28 protein-coding genes are annotated in these 26750 nt (G+C 58.8%); 2 read left to right on the forward strand and 26 right to left on the reverse strand.

Annotation, left to right across the window (positions count from 1 at the left end; genetic code table 11):
- The first annotated feature begins 273 nt into the window (after nt 1-273).
- Nucleotides 274-1152: an alpha/beta fold hydrolase gene (locus tag AKL27_RS15230; protein WP_050463700.1), complete on the forward strand. Its 879-nt coding sequence runs from the start codon at nt 274-276 to the stop codon at nt 1150-1152.
- 45 nt (nt 1153-1197) lie between these two features.
- On the opposite strand, the gene AKL27_RS15235 is transcribed toward AKL27_RS15230, so the two are convergent.
- The 21 genes from AKL27_RS15235 to AKL27_RS15335 form a co-directional block, all read right to left on the reverse strand.
- A complete protein-coding gene (locus tag AKL27_RS15235; RefSeq protein ID WP_083439079.1) occupies nt 1198-2742 on the reverse strand; it encodes a methyl-accepting chemotaxis protein in 1545 nt (514 codons plus the stop codon).
- A gap of 132 nt (nt 2743-2874) precedes the next feature.
- Nucleotides 2875-3939 (reverse strand): porin, encoded by a 1065-nt coding sequence (locus AKL27_RS15240; RefSeq protein WP_050463701.1) that lies wholly within the window; start codon nt 3937-3939, stop codon nt 2875-2877.
- Nucleotides 3940-4170: 231 nt separating this feature from the next.
- Nucleotides 4171-5121, reverse strand: coding sequence for a PDR/VanB family oxidoreductase (locus tag AKL27_RS15245; protein WP_050463702.1), 951 nt, complete (start codon nt 5119-5121; stop codon nt 4171-4173).
- 44 nt (nt 5122-5165) lie between these two features.
- Nucleotides 5166-5633 (reverse strand): RidA family protein, encoded by a 468-nt coding sequence (locus AKL27_RS15250; RefSeq protein ID WP_232311002.1) that lies wholly within the window; start codon nt 5631-5633, stop codon nt 5166-5168.
- Nucleotides 5630-6667: an aromatic ring-hydroxylating oxygenase subunit alpha gene (locus AKL27_RS15255; RefSeq protein WP_050463703.1), complete on the reverse strand. Its 1038-nt coding sequence runs from the start codon at nt 6665-6667 to the stop codon at nt 5630-5632. Before AKL27_RS15255 ends, AKL27_RS15250 begins: the two co-directional genes overlap by 4 nt.
- A 39-nt stretch (nt 6668-6706) precedes the next feature.
- The gene (locus AKL27_RS15260; RefSeq protein ID WP_050463704.1) at nt 6707-6940 is read right to left on the reverse strand and encodes a recombinase-like helix-turn-helix domain-containing protein; all 234 of its coding nucleotides are present in this window, start codon (nt 6938-6940) and stop codon (nt 6707-6709) included.
- Complete coding sequence (locus AKL27_RS15265) at nt 6940-7275, reverse strand: hypothetical protein (RefSeq protein ID WP_050463705.1); 336 nt, start codon at nt 7273-7275, stop codon at nt 6940-6942. The genes AKL27_RS15260 and AKL27_RS15265 overlap by 1 nt, the downstream gene beginning before the upstream one ends.
- A gap of 3 nt (nt 7276-7278) precedes the next feature.
- Nucleotides 7279-8442, reverse strand: coding sequence for an FAD-dependent monooxygenase (locus AKL27_RS15270; RefSeq protein WP_050463706.1), 1164 nt, complete (start codon nt 8440-8442; stop codon nt 7279-7281).
- Between the two features lie 25 nt (nt 8443-8467).
- A complete protein-coding gene (locus tag AKL27_RS15275) occupies nt 8468-9430 on the reverse strand; it encodes a VOC family protein (protein ID WP_050463707.1) in 963 nt (320 codons plus the stop codon).
- A 54-nt stretch (nt 9431-9484) separates the two neighbouring features.
- Entirely contained in the window at nt 9485-10960 is a 1476-nt protein-coding gene (locus AKL27_RS15280; protein WP_050463708.1) for an aldehyde dehydrogenase, read from the reverse strand.
- A 12-nt stretch (nt 10961-10972) separates the two neighbouring features.
- Entirely contained in the window at nt 10973-11779 is an 807-nt protein-coding gene (locus tag AKL27_RS15285; protein WP_050463709.1) for an aspartate dehydrogenase, read from the reverse strand.
- A 10-nt stretch (nt 11780-11789) separates the two neighbouring features.
- On the reverse strand, nt 11790-13490 hold the full coding sequence (locus AKL27_RS15290) for a thiamine pyrophosphate-binding protein (protein WP_050463710.1): 1701 nt from the start codon (nt 13488-13490) through the stop codon (nt 11790-11792).
- A complete protein-coding gene (locus AKL27_RS15295; RefSeq protein WP_157056940.1) occupies nt 13483-14274 on the reverse strand; it encodes an SDR family oxidoreductase in 792 nt (263 codons plus the stop codon). Before AKL27_RS15295 ends, AKL27_RS15290 begins: the two co-directional genes overlap by 8 nt.
- Before the next feature lie 5 nt (nt 14275-14279).
- Nucleotides 14280-15116 carry an IclR family transcriptional regulator gene (locus tag AKL27_RS15300; protein WP_050463711.1) on the reverse strand — a complete coding sequence of 279 codons (837 nt, stop codon included), beginning with the start codon at nt 15114-15116 and terminating at the stop codon, nt 14280-14282.
- Nucleotides 15117-15119: 3 nt separating this feature from the next.
- Nucleotides 15120-15992, reverse strand: a complete 873-nt coding sequence (locus AKL27_RS15305) for an alpha/beta fold hydrolase (RefSeq protein WP_050463712.1) — start codon at nt 15990-15992, stop codon at nt 15120-15122.
- Between the two features lies 1 nt (nt 15993).
- Nucleotides 15994-16533, reverse strand: a complete 540-nt coding sequence (locus tag AKL27_RS15310) for a cupin domain-containing protein (protein WP_050463713.1) — start codon at nt 16531-16533, stop codon at nt 15994-15996.
- A gap of 43 nt (nt 16534-16576) precedes the next feature.
- Nucleotides 16577-17335: an SDR family oxidoreductase gene (locus AKL27_RS15315; protein ID WP_050463714.1), complete on the reverse strand. Its 759-nt coding sequence runs from the start codon at nt 17333-17335 to the stop codon at nt 16577-16579.
- Between the two features lie 12 nt (nt 17336-17347).
- Nucleotides 17348-18196: an ABC transporter permease gene (locus AKL27_RS15320; RefSeq protein WP_050463715.1), complete on the reverse strand. Its 849-nt coding sequence runs from the start codon at nt 18194-18196 to the stop codon at nt 17348-17350.
- Entirely contained in the window at nt 18196-19179 is a 984-nt protein-coding gene (locus AKL27_RS15325) for an ABC transporter substrate-binding protein (protein ID WP_050463716.1), read from the reverse strand. The genes AKL27_RS15320 and AKL27_RS15325 overlap by 1 nt, the downstream gene beginning before the upstream one ends.
- Before the next feature lie 74 nt (nt 19180-19253).
- Entirely contained in the window at nt 19254-20039 is a 786-nt protein-coding gene (locus tag AKL27_RS15330) for an ABC transporter ATP-binding protein (RefSeq protein WP_050463717.1), read from the reverse strand.
- 540 nt (nt 20040-20579) lie between these two features.
- Nucleotides 20580-21494, reverse strand: a complete 915-nt coding sequence (locus tag AKL27_RS15335; RefSeq protein WP_050463718.1) for a LysR family transcriptional regulator — start codon at nt 21492-21494, stop codon at nt 20580-20582.
- 291 nt (nt 21495-21785) lie between these two features.
- Between AKL27_RS15335 and AKL27_RS15340 the strand changes: the two genes are divergently transcribed.
- Nucleotides 21786-22913: a porin gene (locus tag AKL27_RS15340; RefSeq protein WP_050463719.1), complete on the forward strand. Its 1128-nt coding sequence runs from the start codon at nt 21786-21788 to the stop codon at nt 22911-22913.
- A 210-nt stretch (nt 22914-23123) separates the two neighbouring features.
- Here the strand turns inward: AKL27_RS15340 and AKL27_RS15345 are convergent, their stop codons facing one another.
- The 5 genes from AKL27_RS15345 to AKL27_RS15365 form a co-directional block, all read right to left on the reverse strand.
- Complete coding sequence (locus AKL27_RS15345; protein WP_050463720.1) at nt 23124-23885, reverse strand: SDR family NAD(P)-dependent oxidoreductase; 762 nt, start codon at nt 23883-23885, stop codon at nt 23124-23126.
- A gap of 16 nt (nt 23886-23901) precedes the next feature.
- Nucleotides 23902-24816 (reverse strand): LysR family transcriptional regulator, encoded by a 915-nt coding sequence (locus tag AKL27_RS15350; RefSeq protein WP_050463721.1) that lies wholly within the window; start codon nt 24814-24816, stop codon nt 23902-23904.
- An 83-nt stretch (nt 24817-24899) separates the two neighbouring features.
- Nucleotides 24900-25229, reverse strand: a complete 330-nt coding sequence (locus AKL27_RS15355; protein ID WP_050463722.1) for an indolepyruvate ferredoxin oxidoreductase subunit alpha — start codon at nt 25227-25229, stop codon at nt 24900-24902.
- Nucleotides 25229-26002, reverse strand: a complete 774-nt coding sequence (locus AKL27_RS15360) for an enoyl-CoA hydratase-related protein (RefSeq protein ID WP_050463723.1) — start codon at nt 26000-26002, stop codon at nt 25229-25231. Before AKL27_RS15360 ends, AKL27_RS15355 begins: the two co-directional genes overlap by 1 nt.
- A partial coding sequence (locus tag AKL27_RS15365) for a CoA transferase (RefSeq protein ID WP_198155981.1) occupies nt 25999-26750 on the reverse strand: 752 nt, incomplete at its 5' end. The genes AKL27_RS15360 and AKL27_RS15365, both read right to left, overlap by 4 nt.

Consider the following 26750-nt stretch of genomic DNA (forward strand, 5'->3'; position numbering starts at 1 on the left):
GCGGCTTCATGACATCAATATGGCAAGTCGCGTGCCAGTCAAAAAGCGGGGGAAACGGGGTGCTTCACCTTTTATCAAAAACAGAAAAAGTCTTTAATAATCAATGACTAAGGATGACAACACAGAATCCGCAACAGGTTTTCGTGATGTTCCCGAAACGTGGATGCGACGTTACGTGTAACGTAACAAGAACGCCCGCAGGACGGGAAAACACGGCGGCGGCAACGCGGCTACAATGACCCGCATCGACAGCAAACGAACAAGAGGCCATGCATGTTTACAGGATTTACCCGCGCTACTGCCGAAGTCAATGCCACCCGCATCCATTATCTGCGTGGCGGCAATGGTCCGGCGCTGCTGTTACTGCATGGCCATCCGCAGACGCATGTCATCTGGCACAAGGTGGCGCAACAGCTGGCGCAACAATTCACCGTGATCGCCGCTGATCTGCGCGGCTATGGCGACAGTGCCAAACCGGCCGGCTTGCCGGATCACAGCAATTACGCCAAGCGCACCATGGCGCAGGATCAGCTGGAACTGATGGCACAACTGGGTTACCGCGAATTCTTTGTGATGGGGCATGACCGTGGCGCCCGGGTGGCGTACCGGATGGCGCTGGATCATCCGGCCATTGTGCGCAAGCTGGTATTGCTCGATATTGCGCCGACCCTGGCCATGTATGAGCAAACCTCGCGGGAATTCGCCACCGCTTATTACCATTGGTTCTTCCTGATTCGTCCCGCGCCCTATCCGGAAACGCTGCTCGGTTCGCATCCCGAGCTGTATCTGCAACACACCATCGGCAGCCGCAGTGCCGGCCTGACGCCATTCACGCCGGAAGCCTATGACGAATACCTGCGTTGTCTGCGAGATCCCGCCACCATCCATGGCATCTGCGAAGATTATCGCGCCAGCGCCAGCATTGATCTGGAACATGAGCGTGACGATCTGGCGCATGGCAGAAAAATCCAGTGTGAAACATTAGTGCTGTGGGGCCGGCAAGGCGTCATCGAGCAATGTTTTACGCCGCTCAGCGCATGGCAGGCACTGGCCGACAAGGTCAGCGGCAAAGCGCTCGATTGCGGCCACTATATTCCGGAACACGCGCCCGAGGCGTTGCTGGCAGAAGTCTTGCCGTTCTTCGCCGGCTGAGACCGCCGGTCCGGCATCTCCGCCCGCAGGCGAATCATGTTCAGGCTAGCCCTGCAAACGAAATACCCCGACCACGCGCGCCAGGCCCGCCGACTGATCCTGCAATGACTGCGCCGCCGCCGCGGCCTGTTCTACCAGTGCCGCATTCTCTTGCGTGGTTTCATCCATGCGGGCAATCGCCAGATTGACTTCACCGATACCTTGACTCTGTTCCTGACTGGCGGCGCTGATCTCGGCCACGATATTGCTGACGTGGCGCACGCTGTCGACCACGTCTTGCATGGTGGCGCCGGCTTGCGTTACCAGCTCGCTGCCGCTGCCCACCTGGGCTACCGAATCGGCAATCAGTTGCTTGATTTCGCGGGCGGCGGCAGCGCTGCGTTGCGCCAGACTGCGCACCTCGCTGGCGACTACCGCAAAGCCCCGGCCCTGCTCACCGGCGCGGGCGGCTTCGACCGATGCATTCAATGCCAGGATATTGGTCTGGAAGGCAATGCCATCGATGACGCCGATGATGTCGACGATTTTCTTCGACGAGGCGCTGATCGACGCCATGGTGGTCACGACTTGCGCCACCACGTTGCCGCTGTCGGTGGCGACCGAAGATGCGGTCGCTGCCAGTTGATTGGCTTGCTGCGCATTGTCGGCATTCTGTCTGACGGTGGACGTCAATTGCTCCATCGCCGACGCGGTCTGCTCCAGCGCCGCCGCCTGCTGTTCGGTACGGGCCGACAAATCCAGATTGCCGCTGGCGATTTCGGCCGATGCGGTAGCGATGGTATCGGCACCGGTGCGAACTTCCGAGACGATGGTGGTCAGACTGCCGTTCATCTGTTGCAAGGCCGTCAGCAACTGACCGATTTCATCCTGGCTATGCACTTGCACCTGATGATCGAGATGGCCGGCCGCCACGCTTTGCGCTACCGCGACCGCGTGCCGCAACGGGCGGGTGATCGACTGTGTGATCTTCCAGGCAAAGGCGCAGGCGCTGAGAATGGCCAGCACTGCCATGGCCAGCATCAGCCGCGTCTTGCCGTAGTATTGGTCAGTGGCTTCGACACTGCTTTTTTCCATCACGATCGAACCGCCCTTGATGTAACCCTTGACGCGATCGATGTAATTTTTTTGATCGGTACGCAATGTGGTCAGCAATAATTCCGAGGCTTCCATGGTGCCGCCGGTCGCGGCCATTTGCAGAAACGTCTTTTGCCCCTTTTCATATTGCGCGCGCAAACGGGCGATTTCCGCAAACGATTTGCGTCCCATGTCGCTCGACAGCATCTGTTGCAACCGGTTGAAATCGGCGGCAATCTGTTTTTCGCCATCTTCAATGCGTTTGATTTCCTGCAACAGGCTGTCGCGGTCATCGATCAGCAAGATGTTGCGCATGGCAATCGCGTTCTCGCTGATCTGCAATACGATGTCATTGGCGATCACCACTTGCGGATAGCGGTTCTTGACAATCAGTTGCGTGCCGTCGTGCAGCGTTGCCAGACTCTGGATACCCAGTGCCGTAATACCGACCAGCAATGCCACTACCAGACCGAACCCCAACCCCAGTCGGGTTCCAAGCTTGATTTTTGCAATCATGTTGTTCTTCTTGAGCAGGCCGTCATGCAGCCTGAAATTGCGCCGGATCGTCCGCAGCGTGATGGCCACGGACGGCAAAAACCGGCCTGCATGCAATACCGCAATGGATGGCGCGCAAGCCGGTGAGATTGCTTAGAACGAGTGATGCATGCCGACCGTAGTCACCAGTTGGCTCGAACCACCGGAAGCACCGGTCCCGTTCATGAAGGCAAATTGCGCATCGCCGCCGGCGCGTTGATATGCCGCCTGCACATACAACTCGGTACGCTTGGACAAGGCATGCACGTTGCTCAGGCTGAAGGTATTCCAGCGCGAACCTTCCAGCTTCGACAAGCTGTAACCGAAGTTCAGCGTGTCCGCCTTGGCATAACGCCAGGCAGCGCCCAGATCAAGATTCTTTTGCTTCGGCGAGACGCCGGTAGGCAAATCGAGTTTGACCTGGGTGTACGCTGCATTCAGACGAACGTTGTCGATGGTGTAACCGATGCCGGTAGCAATCGTGGTCAGGCTGCTGAAGGTAGTGACCGCGCCGAGGCCGACGGTGCCCAGAAATGGCGCGGCGTAACCGACCGGACGATCATTGAGCTTGGAGTACGCCAGTGCCACGCGCAATGCGCCGTTGGTGTAAGTACCGCCGGCACTCAGGTTGCGGCTCTTGCTGTTGTCGCCGGCCACTTCGCCGAAGCCATACATGCCGCTCAATGTCAGGCCGGAGAATGTCGGCGAGGTATAGCGCACGGCGTTGTCAGGCTGAAAGGTGCTGGCCAGACTATCCAGATTGCCCGGATGGAACAGATACCAGTTGGTCAGTTGAAAGCCGTTGCTCAGTTTGCCGACATAATCGAACACGATATCGGGCATGTGACCCATCGTCACCGCACCGAAGTCACCCGACAAGCCGACCACGCTCATGCGGTTGAACAATTTTCCACCCGCTGGCTGCGCGCCGGTATCGGTATAGAAACCTGTTTCCAATTGAAAATTGGCCTTCAGGTTGCCGCCCAGATCTTCGCTGCCGCGAAAGCCGATACGGTCTGGCTGCATGGTGCCCTGATCCAGACGCATGACGGATTTGCCGCCGACGTTGTTAACGTAGGCCACGCCCGCGTCCATGCTGCCGTAGATCGTTACATTGGACTGCGCTTGCGCGCCCGCCGCCAACCCTGTTGCCGCGATGGCAATCAGTAATTTCTTCATGGAACTTCCCTTCCTCGAATAATCGCGACCTGCGCCGCGTCCACTGCTCTCATATGCCCCACGCCTACGAGAGGTGAATCCTGTCTGGCTCGCCCTCAAGGCGCGCCGGTGCGAGCGTCGATTTCCGGCATTTGTTTCACCAATGAATCAACGTTCCACAAAAATCATCATGCTCAAAAAAAGCCCGGGGCAATCACGGGCTTGGTACAGCGTTATTTTTTGTATCGGGCGCTATAAGTCCAGCACCAGGCGCCGGCCCTTGCAGCCGGACACGCAGACCATCATGGTTTTGTTGGAAGCACGTTCGCTCTTGCTCAGCACGCCATCGCGATGTTCCGGCTCGCCTTCCAGCACCTTGGTTTCACAGGCGCCGCAAATCCCTTCGCGGCAACTGTGTTCAACATCCAGTCCGGCATCGAGCAAAGCGTCGAGCAGGGATTTCCCGGCCGGCACGGAAATCACTTTCTTGCTGCGTGCCAGCTCGGCGACGTACTCGTCGCTTTGCACGGCGTCGACCTGTTCGGCGGCGGCAAAGCGTTCGATGTGCACATTGGGTAAATCCAGTTCGGCGCAAATGGCTTCGAAGGCATTGAGCATCGGCGTCGGTCCGCAGCAGTAAAAATGCGCGTCGCGCGGCTTGCTCGCCAGATAGGCACGGAGATCAGGCGGTGCCCCGCGTTCATTGTCGAAATGGCCGCTGACATCCGGCTGCGCCAGCAGCGTCGCCGAGAATGCGGCCTCGGCGCGGGAGCGGGCGCAGTACAGCAACTCCGCTGATTTGTTCTGGCTGCGCAAGTGATTCAGCATGCAAGAGATCGGCGTGATACCGATGCCGCCGGCGATCAGTACCGAATGCGCGGCCGACTCATCGAGCGGGAAATTATTGCGCGGCGCCGAAATCGTCAGCGTTGTGCCCACCCGCAATTGTTCATGCACATAACGCGAACCGCCGCGACTGTTGCGATCATTGAGTACCCCCACCACATAGCGGTGCTGCTCGGTCGGCGGGTTCAACAATGAATAGCTGCGTACCACGCCGTTGCCGAGATGCAGATCGATATGCGAACCGGCTGCGAACGCCGGCAAGGCAGTACCGTCCGGCGCTGTCAGTTCCACACTGAGAATGCCTTGCGCTTCAAAGCGCATGGCCTGGACCCGGACCGAAATGAGAGAGCTGTTCATGGCTGAAAAATAAATAGTGAAGCTATTTCAAAATGACGTGACAGTCAGGCCGCAACCATCACATCAGCTTGTTGCAAGTCGATGTCGAGACGGGCAAACGCATCGATCTCGACGGTCAGTTCCGGGAACACCAGAGCACTGACTTCGACCAGTGTCGAACACGGATACGGCGCCTGGAAAAAATCGCGCCGGGCGCGTCCGACTTCATCCTTGTCATTGATGTCACGGACATAAATCACCAGCTTGTAAATACCGCCCACACTGCCGCCGGCCGCCAATACCAGATCGCGTACTTTGCCCAACACCACCAGCGTCTGCTGGTAGGTGTCCAGTTGTGCCTGGCGCGATGCCGGATGCGCGGTCATGCCCGACATGCTGATTTCATTGCCGATGCGCAGGCAATTCGACCAGGTCGCCGTCGCCAGTTCGGCAACCTTGTCCGTCTGCACGTGCTGCACTTTCTGCATCACGACAGACTTGGCGGCGGCATTCGCGCTAGCGTACGGCGTCATGCCGTCCTGGCCTGTGCGGTCTGCTCTTCACGGGCCAGTTGTTCCTTGGCCAGATTGCGCATGTGGCGACGCAGACGCACGATGCCCATGTCATGCTGGTACAGCATCTCGCGCTGATTGGCATCCGGTTCCATCAATTCCAGCACCACCCGGTCTTGCTCCAGCACCGCCCAGTGACGCGCTTCCAGACGGTTGCGATAGAGGAAGCGCCAGGTGTCGCGCTGCCAGCCGGTCAGCTTGCGGCAACGCCAGTGAAATACTGCTGCCACGTTTTCGGTGATCGGGGTATAGCTGCCGATGATGTAGAAGCTGCCGCCCGGGCCGCCGGTTTTCGGATAAGGAATTGCCAGACGCATCCAGTGCAGATCGGTACTGGCCCATTCGGTCCAGTCGAAGTTGACGTCACGCTGGCCTTCTTTTTCAAACACGAAGCCGAGATCGGTTTCACTGACCCGGAAGGCTGCCGTGTTATCGCCTTCGGCCATCGAGTGCGACTGCTTGTGCAGGAAGGTGCCGTGCATCGGATCCATGACGTTGTCCAGCACGTAGCGGTAGTCGCCTTTCCATTCGGTGTAGCACAGGAAATTCGAATACTCGTCGCTGGTCAATTGTTCCGGCAAGCGCAACGGCGGCGGTTCCGCGACATCGTGGGTGGAGTTGTACAAGAAGATTGCGCCGGCCGCTTCGGTCACATGGAACGACCGTGTCGCCTTGGCGCCTTCCAGCTTGCAGCCCGGGCTGCCGGGCACGCTGGTGACGACGCCGTCAAAGCGCACTTGCACGCCGTGATAACCACAGGCGATACGATCACCGAGTGCGATTCCCATCGACAGCGGCGCGCCGCGATGCGGGCAGTGATCTTCCAGTGCGTGCAACGTGCCTGAAGTTTCGCGCCACAGCACGAACTTGCGCCCCAGACGGCGCAGCGAGACCGGACGTTCGGCCACAAAATCGGACGGGCAAATCGGATACCACAAATCTTTCAATCCAGCGGCGAGTACCGCATCGACTGGATCATTGGCTGTCGTTCTCATCATATTCTCCTGAAAATTGACTGGCTGGGCGGCGTAGGATCACGCGGCCAGGCGGGCGATTTCTTCCTGGTACACGGCTTCGGTCCAGACCCCGCCGTTATGCGGGCAACTCGGCCCGGTGCGATTCAGTTGCGCCACCAGTCCCGGCAAATCGTGAATGCCGGCGGCGTAGGCGCGCTCGATGGTATCGCCCAGCAAATCTTCATACTGGGTCGGCTGACGGCGTCGCGCCTGATGCGGATTGAGATAAACTTCCTGGCTTGCTGCACTCATTACTGGCCTCCATTTCTAACGCGTTCGCGGATACGCTCACGCACAGGTACAAAATCGTAAGTGGGATAACATTCGGTGCGAAACACGCCCCAGGCAGAACGTTCGAGTTCGACGTTGACCAGCGGCAGCAATGACGGCGGCAGTTCCAGCGTCACAATCTGCCCCAGCCCCATGGCCACGGTCCACGACACCACGCGCGAACCTTCGATGGGAAAACGCTCCCACCAGTCAACCTGCTTCATCTGCGCCTGAATATCGGCCAGATTCTTTGACTGATCGTGCTTGAGCACAATCGTCAGCAACATGGTTTCCGGCGCTGCCTGAAGTTCGCTCATGGCTTACACCGCTGCCGTTGCAGTTTCAGTGGCGGCGCTCAGCGGCACGCTCCAGGCGTCGTAGCCGTACACCCAGTCGGCATTGCCGCCTTCGCGCAACCAGTTGTTGCCGCGCGAGCCGATCTGAATCTTGCTGGTACGTTCCAGACGCAATGCCTGATAGGTCTGCAATGCGCCGGGGATGTCGGCGATATCGCTGACGTCTTGCAGGCAACGCGCCAACACCACGGCATCTTCAATTGCCATGCCGGCACCCTGCGCCATGAATGGCATCATCGGATGGCTGGCGTCGCCGAGCAGCGTCATGTTGCCCTTGGACCAGTACGGCAGCGGATCGCGTTCATACAAGGCGGTCTTCAATACTTCATCACAAGCCGCCAGCAAGGCACGCGCATCGTCATGGAAGCCGGCATAGCTGTCGCGCAATTCCTGCACGCTGCCCTGAGTCGTCCACGATTCCAGGTGCCAGCTTTCCTGCGCGGTGGTGGCGAAGATGAAAATATCCTGGCCGCGATTGAGCGGGAAAGTGACGATCTGGCTTTCCGGATTCGGGCCCCACCATTTGGTGAAGGCTTGCAGATTCGGCACGTTGGCAACGCGCCCGGCCGGGATCACGGCACGGAATGCGACGACGCCGGTAAAGCGCGGGCTTTCGGCACCGAACATCGCCGTGCGTACTGCCGAGTGGATGCCGTCGCCGCCGATCAGTACATCGACGCGGTCGCTGCTGCCATCGGTGAACTTGAGCGTGATGCCGTCGGCACCTTCGGTGATCTGTTCGGCGCGCTTGCCGAAGCGGACTTGTTCGGCAGGGAAGACTTCTGCCAGTGCCGCCAGCAAATCGGCGCGATGGATGGTCAGTTGCGGTGCGCCGTATTTTTCTTCGGCCGTGTCGCCCATCGCCAGCCGCGAGGTTTCTTCACCGCTGTCCCAGGTCCGGCTGATGCGGTGCGTAGGACGGGCGGCAGTGCGGCGCACGGCTTCCTGAATGCCGAGACCGTCGAGTGCGCGCACGGCATTCGGTGTCAGATTGATGTCGGCGCCGACGCGCAAGAATTGTTTCGATTGTTCATAGACAACCACTTCATGTCCGGCGCGCTGCAATGCGATGGCAGCAGTCAGTCCGCCGATGCCGGCGCCGAGAATACCGATTTTAAAATTTGCCATGGTGAGTCAACCTTGCATCAGGATTTCAGGATTTGCGATCGGTCAGGAACTTGCCGCTTGGACCGTCGGCATTTTTCTGGCGACGGGTGTTGCCATCGATACCACCGTCAATTGCCCACTCGGCAAACACGGTCGGACCCGGCTCGAAATCACGCGGCTCCCACGCTTCATTGAGCTGATCTTCGTCGGCGTAATACTCGATCAGGCCGCCGGCCGGATTCTTGAAATACCAGAAATAGGCTGACGAAATCGGATGCCGTCCCGGGCCGAGCTGGGTATCCCAGCCCTGACGCGACATGTTCATGCCGCCGCCGAAGACTTCGTGGATGTCGCGCACGGTAAATGCCACGTGATTGAGGCCGGAACGTGCTTCCGGCGGTTGCAGCAAGAAGATGTCGTGATGACCGCCATCGGCAGCGCAACGCAGGAATGCGCCGCGACCCGGATAGTGATCGGAAGGCACGAAACCGAAGTTTTCGCAGTAGAAGCGTTCGCAGGCTTGCACATCCTTGACGAAGAACACCACGTGGCCGACTTCAATCGGCGTGGCGCGGTCATACACCGGGCTGCGCTGATTGATGCGGTTCTTTTCATTCCAGGTATTCATCTCGGCGCACTCGACTTCAATCTCGCGCTTGCGCGTGACCTGGAAGCGCACTGCCAGACCATTCGGATCGGTACAGCCGAGACGCTGGCCGTCATTCACGAAACCGGGCAAACCGGCAATGCGCAAGGCAAAACGTTCCAGCACGTCGGTGGCGGATACGCCCCACACCACTTCACGCAACGTCGGACCGGCTTCGATGGCTGGCGGCAACGCCGGATCATCACTGCGGCGGACGATCACGCGGCAGCCGTTCTGGGTTTCAAATACCAGTGCGGCATCGCTGTCTTGCACCAGCGTCATGCCCCAGTCGGAAAAAAACTTTTTGCACGCCGGCAGATCATCTGCGCCATACGTGATTTCATCAATACCCAATACATCCATGCTGTTCTCCTGGTACTACATTGAATGGAAGCTGCTGCGGCCGATGTGATCCGCTCAGGCGCTCCACGGCAACGGTTGTTCGTTCAAGCCCCAGTACATGCTCTTCTGCTCCATGTATTGCAGAATGCCGAGGCGTCCCTTTTCACGTCCCAGACCGCTGTCACGCCAGCCGCCGAACGGTGTCGAAATCGAGAATTGCTTGTAGGTGTTGATCCAGACATTGCCGGCTTGCACCGCACGCCCGAAACGCCATGCCTTCTTGTAATCGCGGGTCCAGATACCGGCTGCCAATGCATATACGCTGTCGTTGGCTTGCGCGATCAAATCCTGTTCATTGTCGAATGGCATCGCCACCAGCACCGGTCCGAAAATTTCTTCCTGGCAGATGCGCTGATCGTTGGTGACGCCTTCGATGATGGTCGGCGAGTAGTAATAGCCGCGCGCAAAGACATCGCCAGCAAGACGTGTGCCACCGGTACGAATGCGGCCGCCGTCAGCCACGCCCATCGACACATACGATTCAATCGAATCACGATGACGGGCAGTGATCAGCGGGCCGACCTGGGTGCGCTCATCGGCCGGATCGCCAACGCGCAGTGCCGCGGCACCGGCGGCCAGACGTTCCATGAAGGTGTCGTAAATGCCGCGCGCCACAAACAAGCGCGAGCCTGCAATACAGGATTCACCCGAGGAACTGAAAATGCCGTACAACACACCGGCCACTGCATGATCCAGATCGGCATCTTCGAACACCATGGTCGGCGATTTGCCGCCGAGTTCAAGCGACACCGGCATCATCTTGTCCGCTGCGATATGCGCGATATGTTTGCCGGTAGTGGTACCGCCGGTGAACGACACGCGTCGCACCAGCGGATGCAATGTAATCGCATCGCCGATCACCGAACCCTTGCCCGGCAACACGCTGATCAAGCCTTTCGGCACACCGGCTTCATCGCAGATGCGTGCCAGTTCCAGCGCCATCAGCGGCGTGACTTCCGCCGGCTTGACCACCACCGCATTGCCTGCCGCCAACGCCGGCGCCATCTTCTGTGCTTCGCTGGCAATCGGTGAATTCCATGGCGTAATCGCGGCTACCACGCCCATGGCTTCATACACGCTCATGGTCAGGTTATCGCCACGCATCGGCGTGATGGTTTCTTCCAGCGTTTCGCACGCGGCGGCAAAAAACTGAAACGTGGCGGCGGCGCTGGCGACCAGTCCACGCGTTTCGCTGATCGGTTTGCCGTTGTCGAGACGCTGCCGTTGCGCCAGCACTTCCGAACGCTCACGGATCAGTTGTGCCACGCGGTACAACACGGCGGCGCGCTCATGCGGTTTGCGCTGCGCCCAGCCGCTGGTACGAAACGCCAGGTCGGCACCGACGATGGCTTCTTCCACGTCCGCCACGCTGGCGGCATTGAGCCAGGCAATCGGTTCACCGGTCGCCGGATAAAGACTGGCATAGCGGTCACCCTGGCCGAGACGCCAGTTGCCGGCCACGCAAATCTGCAAAGTGTCGTTTGGATTCATGTCTGTCTTCACTTAAATGGATAAGGCGTGAGCGCGATTGGCGAGTGCCCGCACCACACTGAACACGGTCAGCGCCGAGGTTTTCGGATTGGCCGCGAGCGGCTTGCCGCGCATGGTCAATTCAAAACCGCCGAATGCGCCTTTGGCTTCCACGTGATGCACGTTTTCGGTGACTGCCGGATCGGCCAGCAAACGCACTTGCGTATGGTCCAGTCCGAGACCGGCCAGCGACAAGGTGGCAGCGACGTTGGCATTCTTCGGATAGAGTCGCGCCGCTTCGCGCGCAGTGCCTTCGAAAATCACGGTCGCGGTTTGCAGGTGATCGAGATCGAACGGACCATCGGCCGGCGTATCTTTCCATGCGCCCGGTGGTTTGCGTCCGGTGTACACCACCGAGTCCAGACCACCGACACGCGCCGCCGACAGGGCGTCAATGGCGCCGATGGCACCTGACAGCAATTGCACTTGGGTCTTGCCGGCGCGCGCTGCTGCTTCCAGCCGTTCCACCAGACCCGGTTCCGACAACGCACCAATCGACACCACCATACAAGGAATGCCACGCTGCAAGGCCGGGATGATGTGTTCTTCAATCGCATGGTGACCGGCGCATTCAACCAGCAAGTCCGGATGCCGGTCTTGCGCATTGAGGCGATCCACCACCCGCGCTTGCGGCGCCAGTGCCGACACCGCAGTGCGCGCCGATTCCATATGCGCTTCGGGCACGATGATCAGATCGAACGTGACTTCCGGGTCGCTCTTGAGCAACTCCATCACGCCGATACCGATCGCTCCGCAGCCAATCATCGAAACATGCAGCATGTAGTTCTCCTCAGCTTGTCGTGACGGCAGATTTTTCGGCCGCTTTGGCTGCCGCTTCTTCCGTCACCGGCGGACCGGCGAATGCCGTCTTGAAACTGCCGATCGACAGCATGTCGATTTCCAGCAGGAACGGTCCGGGTTCGGACAAAGCTGTTTGCAGTCCGGCTTCGACATCGGCCAGATTGCTGATACGGGCGTGACGCAGTTTGAGCGAAGCCGACAATTGGGCGTAATCCGGTGTGTGCAGATCGACGTAGTGACGACGACCGCCGTATTGCACGTCTTGAATATTCTTGATCACGCCGTAACCCTTGTCGTTCATCAGCACGATGACCATGTCGGCGCGTTCTTGCACCGCCGTCGCCAGCTCACCCAGGTTGAGGATGAAACCGCCGTCGCCGGCCAGGCAGAACGTCTTCTTGCCCGAGGCCGTCACCGCAGCACCGACCGCAGCACCGATACCCATCGCCAGACCCTGACCGATACCGCCGCCGAGTGCGTGCACGCCGGCCAGCGGATCGAAAATGCGCAGATAACGGTTGCCCCAGGTACTGTTGGATACGGTAACGTCACGCACCCAGTTGAACTTGCGACCGGCCGCTTTTTGCACTTGCTCGACCAGCGCGCTGTATGGACCGAGGCCATCGATCAGGCCGGCTACGGCTTTCTCGCGTGCTGCCTGCAAATCGCCGATGAACGACGGATCGACTTGCATCGCCTGCAAGCGATTTGCCAGACCTTCGAGCGCCAGCGCCGCATCGCCGCAGACAAAGTGGTCACTGTTATAGCAACGGCCTTCGGCGGACGGATCGGCATCGATGCGATACAGAGGACGCGGCAATTTGAGTTCGTACTTCAGTGTTTCGTTACCGCGCAGACGCGAGCCGACCACCACGATGGCGTCGCACGTCTGGTAAAAATTCTCTACCGGCTTGTGCAGATTGAAGGCGCCCAGCGAACGTGGTTCATCTTCCGGCACAATGCCGCGACCCTGGGTGCTGGTGACCACGCCGAAGCCGAGATCGAGCAACCGCTTGACCTGCTTGCTGGCCTGACGTGCACCGCCGCCGAGCCACAGCAATGGCCGTTTGGCCTTGAGCAAGCGTTTTGCCAGTTCATCGAGCGCGTGTGCCGATGGCGTCTGCACCGGAATTTCCAGCGGTCGCAAATCGGATGGCATCGGAATCAGGGCAGCCTGGATGTCGATTGGAATTTCCACGCTGACCGGACCCATCGGCGGCGTCAGTGCGGTTTGTACCGCCAGCTTGATGGTGCTGATGGCGGTATCGGTGCTGCGAATCCGGAACGCGGCTTTGGACACGGCCTTGAGCATGCTCAACTGGTCCGGCGCTTCGTGGATGTACGCCAGGCTTTGATCGAGGTACGGCGTTTCAATCTGGCCGGTCAGATGCAGCAATGGCGTACCGGCGGTCAATGCTTCGACCATGGCGCCGGCAGCGTTGCCGGCTGCGGTACCGGTGCTGGTCAGGCAAACCCCGAGACCGCCGGTGGTACGTGCATACGAATCGGCCATGTTGGCACCGCCGGCTTCGCCGCGCGCCGGAATGAAACGGATCTTGCCGCGCTCGCCGAAGGCGTCAAGGATCGGCATGTTGTGGATCGAAATGACACCAAACGCTGCCTTGACATTGCATTGTTCGAGAAAAGCTGCGATGGCGCAGCCGACGGTAACTTGATTTTGCTTAGGCATGGCGTGAAAGTCCTCCGGAAACATCTATATGACTACCAGTTGTGTACGACGAAAGCGGCGTCGCGAGAAAGACGATTGCGCGAGCGGCTTCCAGTGGGTGGCCCAAACGGCCGAGTTGAATATGTTTTTTTTGCGCCAGCGCTTGCGTCCATTGCTCCCAGGACTGCTCGCGCTCGGTACGCGCTTCGTAGCGCCGGCGCCATTGACCGGACTCGACCAGTCCGATCAGGATGCCGTTGACGCGAATGCCCAGCGGGCTGAATTCTGTGGCCAGCGAGCGCACCAGGTTGTGGAGCCCGGCGCGCGCGGCCGAGGTGGCTACCATGTGCGGTTCGGGCTGGATCGCCAGCAGCGAATTGACGCACACCACCGCCGCCTCGCTCGTGCGTTGCAGTTGTGGCAGGAAGGCCCGGGTCGGATAAATCACGGAAAAGAATTTGAGACGCAGTTCGTCAGCCCAGGCGGCATCTTCGGTATCGGCAAAAGTCGATACCCGGCCTTGCCCGGCGTTGTTGACCAACATCGATACCGGGCCGAGCTGCTGTTCCACCGCGTGGGCGAAGGCTTGCACCTGCGCCTGATCCAGCACATCGCAGGTGGCGCAATACAGACGCGCTTGCGGGAAACGCTCGCGCAGTGTCGCTTCCACTGCACGCAGACGTTCCTGGCTGCGGCCGCAAAAGGCCACTGCAGCGCCGGCTTCCAGCAACAGTTCCACCGTTGCCAGGCCAATGCCGGACGAACCGCCGGTAACCACCGCAACCTTGGTATCGAGTCGGATCATGCTGATTACTCCCGCCACATGTTGACGACCTTGGCACCGGCGCTTTCCGGAGCATGGTCAAGCAGACGCGACAATTCGTCTGCGGTTTCGCGAACCAGACCGACGATCTGATCCAACTGGCCGGCATCGATATGCGGCGACGGGATGGTGGCGCCCATGGCAGCCACTACGCGACCGGAATGATCGCGGACCGGCGCGGCGATGGTGGAAATGCTGGTTTCGAAGAAACCTTCCTGCAAGACATAACCACGCTGTTTATCTTGTTGCACCATGTCGAACAGTTCGACCACGGTCTTCGGCGTATTGCTGGAGAACACTTCCAGATGTTCTTCCGGATACAGGGCGCGCAATTCCGGCAGCGACAGATCTTCCAGCAGGACGCGGCCGAGTACGGTGGCGTGCGCCGGCAAACGGGTACCGACATTGACCGAGCTGACGAACGCGGTTGGCGTCACCGATTTGGCGACATACACGATCGAGCGGCCATCGCGCACCACCAGGTTGCACGGATAGGAAATCTGATCGCGCAGACGATCCAGCAACGGGCGACCGATTTCGGTCAGTTCCAGCGATGCCAGATATTCGAAGCCGAGACGCAATACCGCCATGCCGAGGCGATAGTCGCGACCACCTTCGTTGCGCTCGACAAAGCCCATGCGTTCCAGCGTGGCCAGCAAGCGAAATACGGTGGAACGCGGCACATCCAGGCGACGCGCCAGTTCCGGCGCCGACAGGCTCTTGTCCTGGCGGCTGAATTCACACAGCAGACGCAATCCGCGCTCCAGTCCGGGCACGAGATATTTTTCCTGGGATTCTTCTTCTGGCTGTTCTGGTTTGTTCATGATCTAGTCTTGGAAAAGTTGTTTAAGATGTTGACGTATCACCGCTGCCACTGCTGCCGGTTGTTCCACGTAACAGGCATGACCTGCGGCGTCGATCAGACCGAACGGCAAATGGAATGCCTCTGCCAGCGTGCTGCTTGCCTGCGGCGTGGTAACGACGTCGGCTGCGCCGCAATATACCGCAGCGGGCACTGCTGCCGGCACGTAACGGTGGATGTCATCGCCGCACAACATGTGCACCGCCTGTGTGTAGCCGTCCGGATTGAGGCGCGCCATGTTCCAGCGCACCATGGCGCGGGCCGCTTCGCCTGCCTGCGGCGACAACATGCGACCGCTACTGTTTTGCGCCATGCCTTGCGGCCCCAGTGCGGCCAGTGCCTGCAAGCGTTCACTGGCAATGGTGGCGCCGCGTTCACGCAATGCTTCGCTGCCATAACCCTGTGCCGGACTGAGCAACAACAGTTGCGCAACACGTCGCCGGCCGGCGGCGACATACGCCGCTGCCATCATCGCGCCCAGCGAGTGTCCGACCAGCAGACATTCCTGAATGCCGAGTGCCGCCAGAAACTGCTCCAGACGAACGGCATAATCGGCGGCGCTCGGCTGCGCCATCGGCAAGCCGGTGGAGTTGCCGTAACCGGGTGCATTCCATGCCACCACTTGCGCTTCGCGTCCCAGTTCCATGCCGCAATGCAACCACGATGCCGCGCCCGAACCGATACCATGCAACAACACGATGACCGGTCCGCTGCCGCACTGACGATACGACACCATGGCGTCGCCGACGCTGACGCTGCGTTCGGCAAAGCCGGCGTCGAGCAAGCGGCTGGCGGCGCTCATGTCATCCGTCTGCAACAGGGAATCGGTCATGCTCATCTCAACCGCGTTTGATCTTGGCCAGCGGATGATCGGCCGGGTAAGTCGGGGTCACCGGCTTCTTCGCTCCCAGCATCACGCACATCAGTGCATCTTCTTCACCGATATTGATTTCCTCGCGATAGACGCCGGGCGGAATCGACACCACATCACGGTCGGTCAGGATGGTTTCGTAACGTTCGCCATCTTTTTCCAATACCAGCTTGAGCTTGCCGCGCAGCACGAAGAACACTTCTTCGACATCCACGTGCAGGTGCGGCGGGCCTTCGTGACCGGCCGGAATGATCATGGTGGAAAAGGTGAAATGTTCCGATGGAATCACGCTGCTGTCGTTGGTAACACCGGTGCCGCCGGTGCCGATGTAGCGCATTTGCGCGCGACGGAATTTCGGATCGTAGTCAGCCTGGAACTTCAGCGCGTCCCAGTCATACTTGCGGCTGGAAAAGCGTGCGACACGGGTATCCATCCATTCGCTGAAGCTGCTGCCTTCGGCTTGATCCCAGCTGCGCTTGACGTTCTGTTGTTCGGATAAATCAGTCATCGTTTTCTCCTTGCTTTCTCTCAGAAATAAGACAGGTAAGACATCAGTTCATGACGAAGCCGCCATTGACGGCCATCACTTGTCCGGTATAGAAGCGGGACATGTCGGATAAGGCAAACACCACTGCACCGCACACATCCTGCGGCAACTGTTCACGCTGAATCGCACGGCGGTCGTGATAGGTCTGATGGCGCGCCTGCGGTACATAAGCAGTCGCTTCCACCAGCGTCAGGCCCGGCGCCACCGCATTGACGGTGATGTTGTCGCCACCGAGTTCGCGTGCCAGCGAGCGCGTCATGCCGATCACTGCACTCTTGCTGGCGACATAGGCCAACAGGTTCGGCGCGCCCCACAGCGGCGTATCCGACGACAGATTGACGATGCTGCCGCGACCCGATGCGCGCAATGCCGGCAGACAGGCATTGGTCATGAGCCAGGTGCCACGGACGTTGACATTCATGACCAGATCCCACATGTCCACTTCCAGTTCTTCGGAAGTGCGGCCGCCGGAGTTGGTGACGGCGGCGTTGTTGACCAGACCATCCAGTCCGCCCAGCCAGTCGATGGCAGCGGCGGCACATTGCTTGACCGATTGCGGATCTGCCAGGTCGAGTGCAAAGCCTTCGACCTTCAGGCCGCGTTGCTGCAAGCCGGTTACCGATTGGGTCAATGTCTCTTGCAAGATATCGGCCATTGCCACACTGGCGCCGGCTTCGGCAATCGCCGTGACGAATGCCAGTCCGAGTCCGCGTGCCGCACCGGTAACGAATACCCGGCGTCCTGCCAATAATTGATTGCTCATGTCGGTGCCCCGTTAAACCGTGCTGGTTGCCGCTTTGGGCATGTAGTGCAATACCCGGCGTTCGGCCCACACCACCAGACCGTAAGTGACGATACCGATCAGGGTCAGCGCGCAAATGGCGACGAATACTGCGGCCGTGTTGCCCTGGCCTTCGCCATCTACCAGCAGATAACCAAGGCCTTGGTTGCCACCGACCAGTTCACCGACCGTTACGCCGATCACCGACAAGGTGGACGCAATACGCAAACCGGAGAACAAGGCCGGCATCGCCGAACGGAATTCCACCAGACGGAAGATTTGCCAGCGACCGGCATTCAGCGTGCGCACCAGATTGACCATGTCAGGATCGACCGTGCGAATGGCGGACAGGACGTTGATCATGATCGGGAAAAATACGATCAGGACAGCGACGATGATCTTCGGATAGATGGTGTAACCGAGCCACATCACGAACAGCGGTGCGAATGCGACTTTCGGTGCGATCTGCAAGGCCAGGATGTACGGCGACAACATGGCTTCGGCGCGGGGCGACAAACCCAGTGCGACGCCGACGCCCAGACCGAGCAAGGCACCGAACAGGAAGCCGAATACCACTTCCAGTGCGGTAATGCCGAAGTGGGTCAGCAAATCGCTGTTGTTCCACATCACCACCGATTCGCGCAATACGCGCGACAGATTCGGCAAGATGTATTCCGGCATGCCGAGCCAGCCCGGGCCCCATTGCCACAGCACCAGAAAGATCACCAGCAGTACCAGGCTGCCGCAGACGGTGCGCGTCTTTTCGCTCAGCATCGGCCGCCGCGGCACCGATACCGCGCTGACGGGTGAGCCGAGGCTGCTCACGTTAGTTGTGGTTTCCATTATCGTGCGGTTCCGACGAATTGATTGGTGAACAGTTCATTGACCGGTGTTGCCTTGGTCACGATGCCTTCGCTGACATAGAACTGCTGAACGCTTTCCATGCGCTTGGCATCGATCTGACCGAGTACCTTCTGGTTGGCGTAGACGTATTTCTTGTACATGTTGAAGGTCGCTTCGATGCTGGCTTCCTTGCCCTTGTAGGCGGGCAATGCTTCCACGTAAGCGGCAGCCGCTGCCTTCGGATCCTTCATGATGTCTTCCATGCCGCGCAGGGTGGCGCGCACCAGACGCTTGAGCAATTCAGGTTTGGTCTTGATGGTTTCGTCGGAAGCCAGAATTGCCTGCGCCATGCTCTTGAAGCCGCCGGTTTCCAGCAACTCCACCTTGGCGCCGGCATCCGTGGCGTTGGTGACCCATTCCGGCACACCGGCAAATGCCGAAGCCTTGCCAGCGGTGAATACCTGCCACACGCCGGATGGGCCGGCGGCCTGAATCTGGACGTCGTTCTTGCTCAGACCGACCGTGCGCAGATTGCCGAGGAAAGCGTAATAAGTAGTGTCGGTGTACGACATGACCGTCACGGTCTTGCCCTTGAGATCCTTGAGCGACTTGATGTTTTCGGCTGCGTTGGCGGCAACCATGGTCACCGAACCGGCACCGAGTACCGCGATGGCCTTGACCGGAATACCATTGGCACGGACCACGATCGGGGTATCGCCGATGGCGCCGCCGATGATGGCGTTACCGGCACCGATCTGTTTGGCGACGTCGACGCCGCCCTTGGCAACGATGAAGCTGATCTTCAGATTTTCATCAGCGTAATAGCCCTTGTGCTGCGCCAGCACCCACGGCGCGAACGCCGGCGAATTGGTTGGCGCCGGCAACAGATAGGTAACTTCTTCCGGTGCGGCATGCGCAACTGCGGGGATGACAGCGGCGGCCAGCGCCAGTTGACAGCAGATCTTGGTGAGCAGTTTGTTCATTCTGGTTTCACTCCTGTGGTTCGGTGGTTGACTAAGCCCGACGAGTTCAGGCCGGCAGGCGTTTCGAGCAGCCTTTAATGCAATTCGACAGATTCTTTTCCTACCTTCAGCAATTCCATCAGACGTCCTTGCAGCGGGCCGATTTCCGGCAGCTTGCGACGTTCCAGCGGGTTATTGCGGAATGGCAGATCAACGATGATTTCTTCGACGATGGTGCCGGGACGTTCACTCATCACCAGCAGGCGATCCGACAAGGCAATCGCTTCCACCAGGTCATGCGTGATAAACAATGCGGTTTTCTTTTTTTCGTACAGCATCCGGGCCAGATCCTGTTGCAACACCATCTTGGTTTGCGCATCGAGTGCCGAGAAAGGCTCATCGAGCAGCAGCACTTGCGGATCCACCGCCAGCGTGCGCGCCAGCGCAGCACGCTGGCGCATGCCGCCGGACAACTGATACGGATAGTGTTCTTCGAAACCCTTGAGATGGCAGCGCGCCAGCAGTTCGTCGGCGACGCGCTTGCGTTCGGCAGCAGAGACGCCGTCGATTTCCAGACCCAGCGAAACGTTGGCGCGAATATCGCGCCACGGCATCAGCAAATCCTTCTGCAACATGAAGGCCACTTTGCGTACCGGCTTGGTGACCTTCTGACCGCTGACGAACACTTCGCCTTCGGTTGGCAGGTACAGACCGGCGCCCATGTTGAGCAAGGTGCTTTTGCCGCAGCCCGAAGGACCGATGATGGAAACCACTTCACCGCTGCGAATGGAAAGATTGACGTTGGTGACAGCAGCCCGCGCCTGGGATGTCTGCCGATCGACAAAACTCTTGCCGACGTTGCGAAATTCGATTTCGATCATGATGCCTCTGGCTGGTTATTGTAGGTACCTTCGTACCCATTACAGCGGCCTTTCCGCCCTGCTTCACCGATTGCACCGGAGTTCGCAAGACAACCGCCATTTGTCTCATATATAAACCGCTAAACCAAATATGAAAGATATTCGATTGGAATATAACAGATATTCTCCAAAAGGATAGTACTTTCTGTTTCGTATACGGACCACTGTTTTATATATGAATCAAAATAGAGGGTATGCAATTCATGTGCCATGCAAAATGCGGCTGTTTTGCCACATTTTTCCGATTTTTCTCACCAATGAAACGCAAAACCGTCAGTGGCACGAACCACGACGATGCGTAATCGCACCGGGATGGTGGGTCAGTGCCGCACAGAAGTTATCAATATGACCAGATGAAATCGTGACCTGGATCGAAACTCGGATGCCCGGCAGCAGAAAAGCAGGCCGCGACGACTGCCGCAACAAGCCGCGCCAGGAAAATGCCGGCACGCAAGCGCGCTGACGGCAGCGAACACTGCCTCTATATAGAAGGGGTAGAAATCAGAAGCGCTCGGCCAATGCTTCAAGCTGTTTGAGCCGGCGTACCTGAATGTCGATGAATTGCTGCGCGACGAACGGTAATTGCCGATGCTTCGAGACGATAATCCCGGTGCGCAACTGGTTGATTTCTGGTGCCGCCAGCGGACGCCAGACCACATCCCCGCTTTCCAGTTCAGCCATAAAGGCGATCTTGGAAAGAATCGCTATCCCCTGCCCGCTGATGATCATGCGTTTGATCATGGTGGCCGAATTGCAGGTGATGCGGGACGACAGTGAATCCCAAAAGGTACTGAAACCATCCGATGCCACGCTGGCCAGCGGCGAAATGCCGCCCGAGGTGAGAAAAGCGTAGCGGGAACAATCGGCATAACTGATCGCGGCCTGGCCCGCCAGCGGATGCGAAGGCGGCATCAGCACCCCCGGCGGCATGGCGACACTGGCAACCAGATCAACGTTGGGCGTGAGTTTGTTGGCAAAGCAAATGCCGATATCGAACTCACCGCTGGCGACACATTCCGGCACTTCATTCGGTGGTTTGGCGAACATGGCATAAGTGACGGCCGGATAGAGTTCGGAAAACTGTTCGATTGCCACCGGCAGAAAATCGACAAACAGCGAATCCATCGAGACGATGGAAATGTGCCCGGTGCGCTCACCTTTGATGGCATCCAGTTCAGTGCGCACCAGGTGGAAGTCGTGCAATGTCGCGCGCACATGTTGCAGCACGCGCTGACCAGCCGCGTTGAGCCGGGTGCCATTGGGCAAGCGGTCAAACAATTCGGTCCCCAACTCCTGCTCCAGTTTGAGTATCTGGCGATTGACCGCGCTCGATGCCACGAACAGATTCTGTGCCGCCTTGCGAATCGAACCGCACCGCGCAACCTCGACAAAGTACTTCAATACCGTAGCGTGCATGACAAACGTCTTTCTGAAAAAGAGAACCGGCCAAATCGAATCACATCATTGTGGCTGAATTTTTCGGCAGCACGCATTTGCTTTCACTGGCGCTCGTTATTGCCCCTTCCTTTACACAAACTCCGCATGGTTTTCACCTGTGTTTGCTGCGGCCCTGATGCCTCGCGGGCGAGCTAAATTTTGGCGCACCCATAGAGAAATTCGATGCTATTTGAAAGACTTCTTTTTCCCTAGTATGGGTCGCGCAAGACAAAAAACAAACCAAAACTATAAATCTCCGGAGACACAAAAATGAAACGTTTACGATTGGCGGCGGGCTTGCTCGGCGCGGTATCAGGCATGGGATATGCACAAAGCAGCGCGACCATTTACGGCATTGCCGATCTTGGCCTGCGTTACACCAACGACGTCGGCGGCGGTCTGTCGAAACTGGAAACCAGCAGCGGCACACCGAACCGCATCGGCTTTCGCGGCGTAGAAGATCTTGGCGGCGGAATGGCGGCACTGTTCACCCTGGAAAACGGATTCAACATGAAGAACGGCGCACTCGGGCAAGGCGGTCGCCTGTTCGGCCGGCAATCGTTCGTCGGTCTGCAATCCACCAGCCTCGGCAAGCTGACGCTGGGCCGCCAGTATGACTCGGTGGTCGACTATCTGCAGCCGCATTCGGCCGGCGGACGCACCTGGGCCGGCGGCCTCGGTTCGCACTTCGGCGATATCGACAACGTCAACAATACCTTCCGCTTCAACAACGCCATCAAATACACCAGCCCCGACATCAATGGCCTGGTATTCGGCGGCGCCTACAGCTTTGGCGAAGCCGCCGGCAACAATGCCACCAACAGTGCATTCAGCGGCGGCATACGCTTCAATGCCGGCGCCTGGGATTTTGCCGCCGCCTATATGAACGTCAACAATCCGATCACCTCGGTGTACGACGGCAACCCCGCGACCAACAGCATCAGCGGTGCCTTCGGTTACGGCGCTTCGCCTTACGTCGGTTTGCAATATGCAGACAAAATGAAAGTCGGCGGCGCCGGTGTTTCCTACACTGTCGGCCTGGCCAAGTTTGGCGTGCTGTACACCGATACCCGCTTGCCCAACAGCTTCCTGGCCAAAGGTGATGCCAAATATCAGAATCTGGAATTGAATGCACAATATGAGCTGTCGCCGACGATACAGTTGGGCGGCGCGTACACCTACACCGCCGGCCGCTGGGATGCCAACAACAGCAAGCCGAAGTATCACCAGATCAATCTCGGTTTCGTTTACCACTTTTCCAAGCAGACCGATTTCTACATCCAGTCGGTATATCAGCGGGCCGCAGGCGATGCCAAATTTGCCAATATCAATTTGTTGCCGGCGGCCGGTGGCAGTTCGCAGTTCACGACACAGTTCGCCTTGCGCAAGATTTTCTGACGCAATACGACATCGCTCCCTGATATCCGGGGCCGGCAGCATTGGATGGCAAGGTTGCCGGCAACCCGGATAATTCGCCGGGCCTCTTGCGAGGTCCGGCATTTTTCTGCCGGTACGTCAGTATGACGGGGCGCCCAAGCATCTGCACATCATAAAAAAATGATCGTCCGCAGACGATCATTTTTTACTTGTCCGGCTGCCCGCAAAAAACTATGGCATGACCTGCCCCCCATTCACTTCAACAATCTGGCCGGTGATATAGGAGCTGGCCGTATCGCTCGCCAGAAACAGAAAACTGCCGGCACATTCTTGCGCCGTGCCAAGACGCCCCATCGGAATCGCCGCGCTGAAATTGCGCAACATCTCGGCGCTCGAGTGACCGTCATGAAACGCGGTATCGATCACACCCGGCGCCACGGCATTGACGCGTATGCGATCCTTTACCAATTCCTTGGCCATGGTGCGGGTCAGCGTCGAAACAAATCCTTTGCATGCGGCATACAAACCGGCGCCGGGACCGCCGCCGGTACGGGCTGCTTGCGTGGTGACATTGATGATGCAACCACCGCCGTTGTGCTGCATCAGGGGAATCACGCGGCGGCTGACAGCCACCACTGAGCGGGCATTGAGTCTGAATACCTGATCGATGTAGTCATCATCGGCATCGACAATCAGCGACCGTTGCACAAAGCCGCCAGCGTTATTGATCAGCACGTCGATGCGACCGAAGCGCTGTTTGATGTCGGCAATCAGCCCATCGACTTCCGCACTGACCGTGACATCGGCGGCCAATGCCAGCGCCATGCCGCCGCCGGATTTGATTCGCTCCACCACGATCTGTGCCTGCTCGCGGCGATGCCGGTAATGCACAATGACGTTGGCGCCGGCGGCACCAAATGCCTCGGCCGCGGCAGCGCCGATGCCGGAACTGGCGCCGGTCACCAGCACTACCTTGTTGCGTAAATCCTGCATGTGATCTCCTTGTTGTTCAGTACATCTGTGAAGTCAATTCAAGTTGCCGCAATCGTTTGACCTGACGCGCCACGAACTGCTGCGTGACATGCGTGAGCGCCCGGTGCCTGGGAATCACGATGGCAACCTGCAATTTCCTGACCGCCGGTTGCGCCAGCGGGCGCCACACCGCTTCCCCACGGGCAATTTCCGGCATGAAGCCGATTTGAGAAAAAATCGAAATGCCGCGACCAGCGACGATCATGCGTTTCAGCATCTCGGTAGCATTGCAACTGATGCGCGAGGTGAGCGAATCGAGAAACTCGGTGAACTCGTTCGATACCACGCCGTGAAACGGCGAGACGCCGCCGGAAGTCAGGAAGGAATAACCGGCGCAGTCGGCATAGGAAATCTCCGCTTTCGACGCCAGCGGATGCGAAGCTGCCATCACCACCCCGGGCGGAAAATCTGCGCTTGCCACCACTTCCAGTCCCACCGGAATCTTGCCGGTAAAACAAATGCCGATATCGAATTCTCCGGATGCTACCCGTTCCGGCACCTCTCCCGGCGACATGGCAAAAATGGAATAGGTCACCGCCGGGAAGAATCCGGAAAATTCTTCTACTGCGGCAGGCAAGAATTCCACGAATAAAGAATCCATCGCCGCAATCGAAATGTGACCGCTGCGTTCGCCCTTGATGGCGTCCAGCTCGGTACGTACCACGTGAAAATCCTGCAAGGTTGACTGCACATGCTGCAATACCCGCTCCCCCGCCGAATTCAATCTGATGCCGTTGGGCAGACGATCAAACAGCTCGGAACCGAGTTCTTCTTCCAGCTTCAGTATCTGGCGATTGACGGCACTGGACGCGACGAATAAATGCTGCGCTGCTTTGCGTATCGAACCACAGCGGGCGACTTCAACAAAATACTTCAAGACGGTGGCATGCATGACGTGCTCCCCGGTGCAGTGGTGTTGAGACGGCGATTAACGAGCAGAACGACGGCGACAGAAGGACGGCGGCGACAGAGCCCTCATCCCGCCCCGGGATAGGCGCTGACGTGCGGATGATCGCAGTTCAGCGCACCGATACTTTCGGCACCGCCCGGCGTGCGCAGATTACTGACCTGCGGTCCGAAAAAGTCGCGGTTGACGGCAATGAACACATCCTTGCCGGCAACCATGTCCAGCTCGTCTTCAATCGCGTCCACCGGACACACCGAAACACAGATGCCGCAGCTGATGCATTCTTCCGGATTGATGTAAAACATGCGCCCGCCCTGATAGATGCAATCCACCGGACAACACGCGGCGCACGCGCCGTCTTTGATATCGATGCAGGGTGAGCCGATCACAAAAGCCATCAGCGCCCCCGCCACTGCGGCGCGCGTTTTTGCTGAAACGCCTGCACGCCTTCATTGCCATCCTCCGATTGCAGTGCCTGCACCAGTGCCGGCAGGCGCAGTGCCTGCGCTTCACTGGCCGACAGCGCAGCGGTGTGCCGCACCACTTGCTTGATCGCTTGTACCGACAACGGCGCGCAAGCCAGAATATCGCTGACCCAGCGCGCCACCGCAGCATCCAGTCCAGCACGCGGTACCACTTCATTGATCAAGCCCATGCTCAATGCTTCAGCGGCACGCACGCGGCGACCGGTCAGCATGATGCCCATGGCCTGGCGAAACGGAATCTGCCGCTGCAGCAAGGTCATGCCGCCATCGAGCGGCATGCGGCCCACGCGCGGTTCCGGCAAACCGAAGCTGGCTTCTTCGCAGGCCACCACAATATCGCAGCCGAGCACCATCTCGAATCCACCGCCCAGGGCGTAGCCATTGACGCGGGCGATCACCGGCACGTTCAGCGTCTGCCGCAAGGCAATCCCGCCAAAGCCGCCAGGCCGGGAGGCGGCCCAGTATTCCAGCCCCGACAGGCTCGGATTTTTCAGATCGGCACCGGTGCAGAAGGCGCGCTCGCCGACACCGGTCAGCACTACTACCCGTACCTCGGGATCATTCTCGATGGCGGACCAGATGCGTTGCAACTCGGCTTCGGTTGCCAGATCGACGGCATTCATTGCTTCCGGTCTGTTCAGCGTGACGGTCGCCACATGGTCGCGAATTTCCAGTTGCACTGTCATGAGGTGACTCCGGTCGTTGCCGCACGCGCCAATGCCATCACTTCCGCAGTATGTTGACCCAACATCGGCGGTGGCCGCCGCAACGTGACCTGGGCCTTGGACATGCCGATCGGACTACCGATGAATCTGAGGGCGCGACCATTCGACTGGCCTTCCAGAATCATGCCGTTATGATGGGTCTGCTCATCCTTGAGAGCTTCCCGTAAATCACGTACCGGTGCGCACAGCAAGTCTTGCGCTTCGAGTCGCTGCAACCAGTGTTCGCGGGAATTGGTCACGAAGCGCTGGCGGAACAAGGTTTGCAATGCCCGCTTGTTGGTAAACTGTTGTTGCAAATTGGTGAAGCGCGGATCCAGCGACAAATCATCTATTTCCAGCGCCGCACAAATATCGCGCAAGGGATTTTCCTTGAAGGCCCCGACTAGTACCAGCGGCCCGTCCTGTGTATCGAATACCCCGCTCAACGGCATCGCCGCCCAGTTGACCTCGGAATCATCCATCATGATCATCGCCGCTTCCTGCATTTGCATGGCCAGCATCGAGTTGTACAGCGACACGTAAACTTTCTGTCCTTCGCCGGTCCGGTTCTTGTGCAGCAATGCCAGCAAGATGCCTTGCACCAGATGCATGCCGGTAGCGTAATCAGCCAGCGCGGTCGGATAGGTGGAGACTGGCAAGGTTTCATCTGCCTTGCGCGCCATCACGCCACTCATCGCTTGCGCCAATACATCTTGCCCGCCCTTGTGTG

This window comes from Herbaspirillum autotrophicum (assembly GCF_001189915.1).
GTDB classification, from domain to species: domain Bacteria; phylum Pseudomonadota; class Gammaproteobacteria; order Burkholderiales; family Burkholderiaceae_D; genus Herbaspirillum; species Herbaspirillum autotrophicum.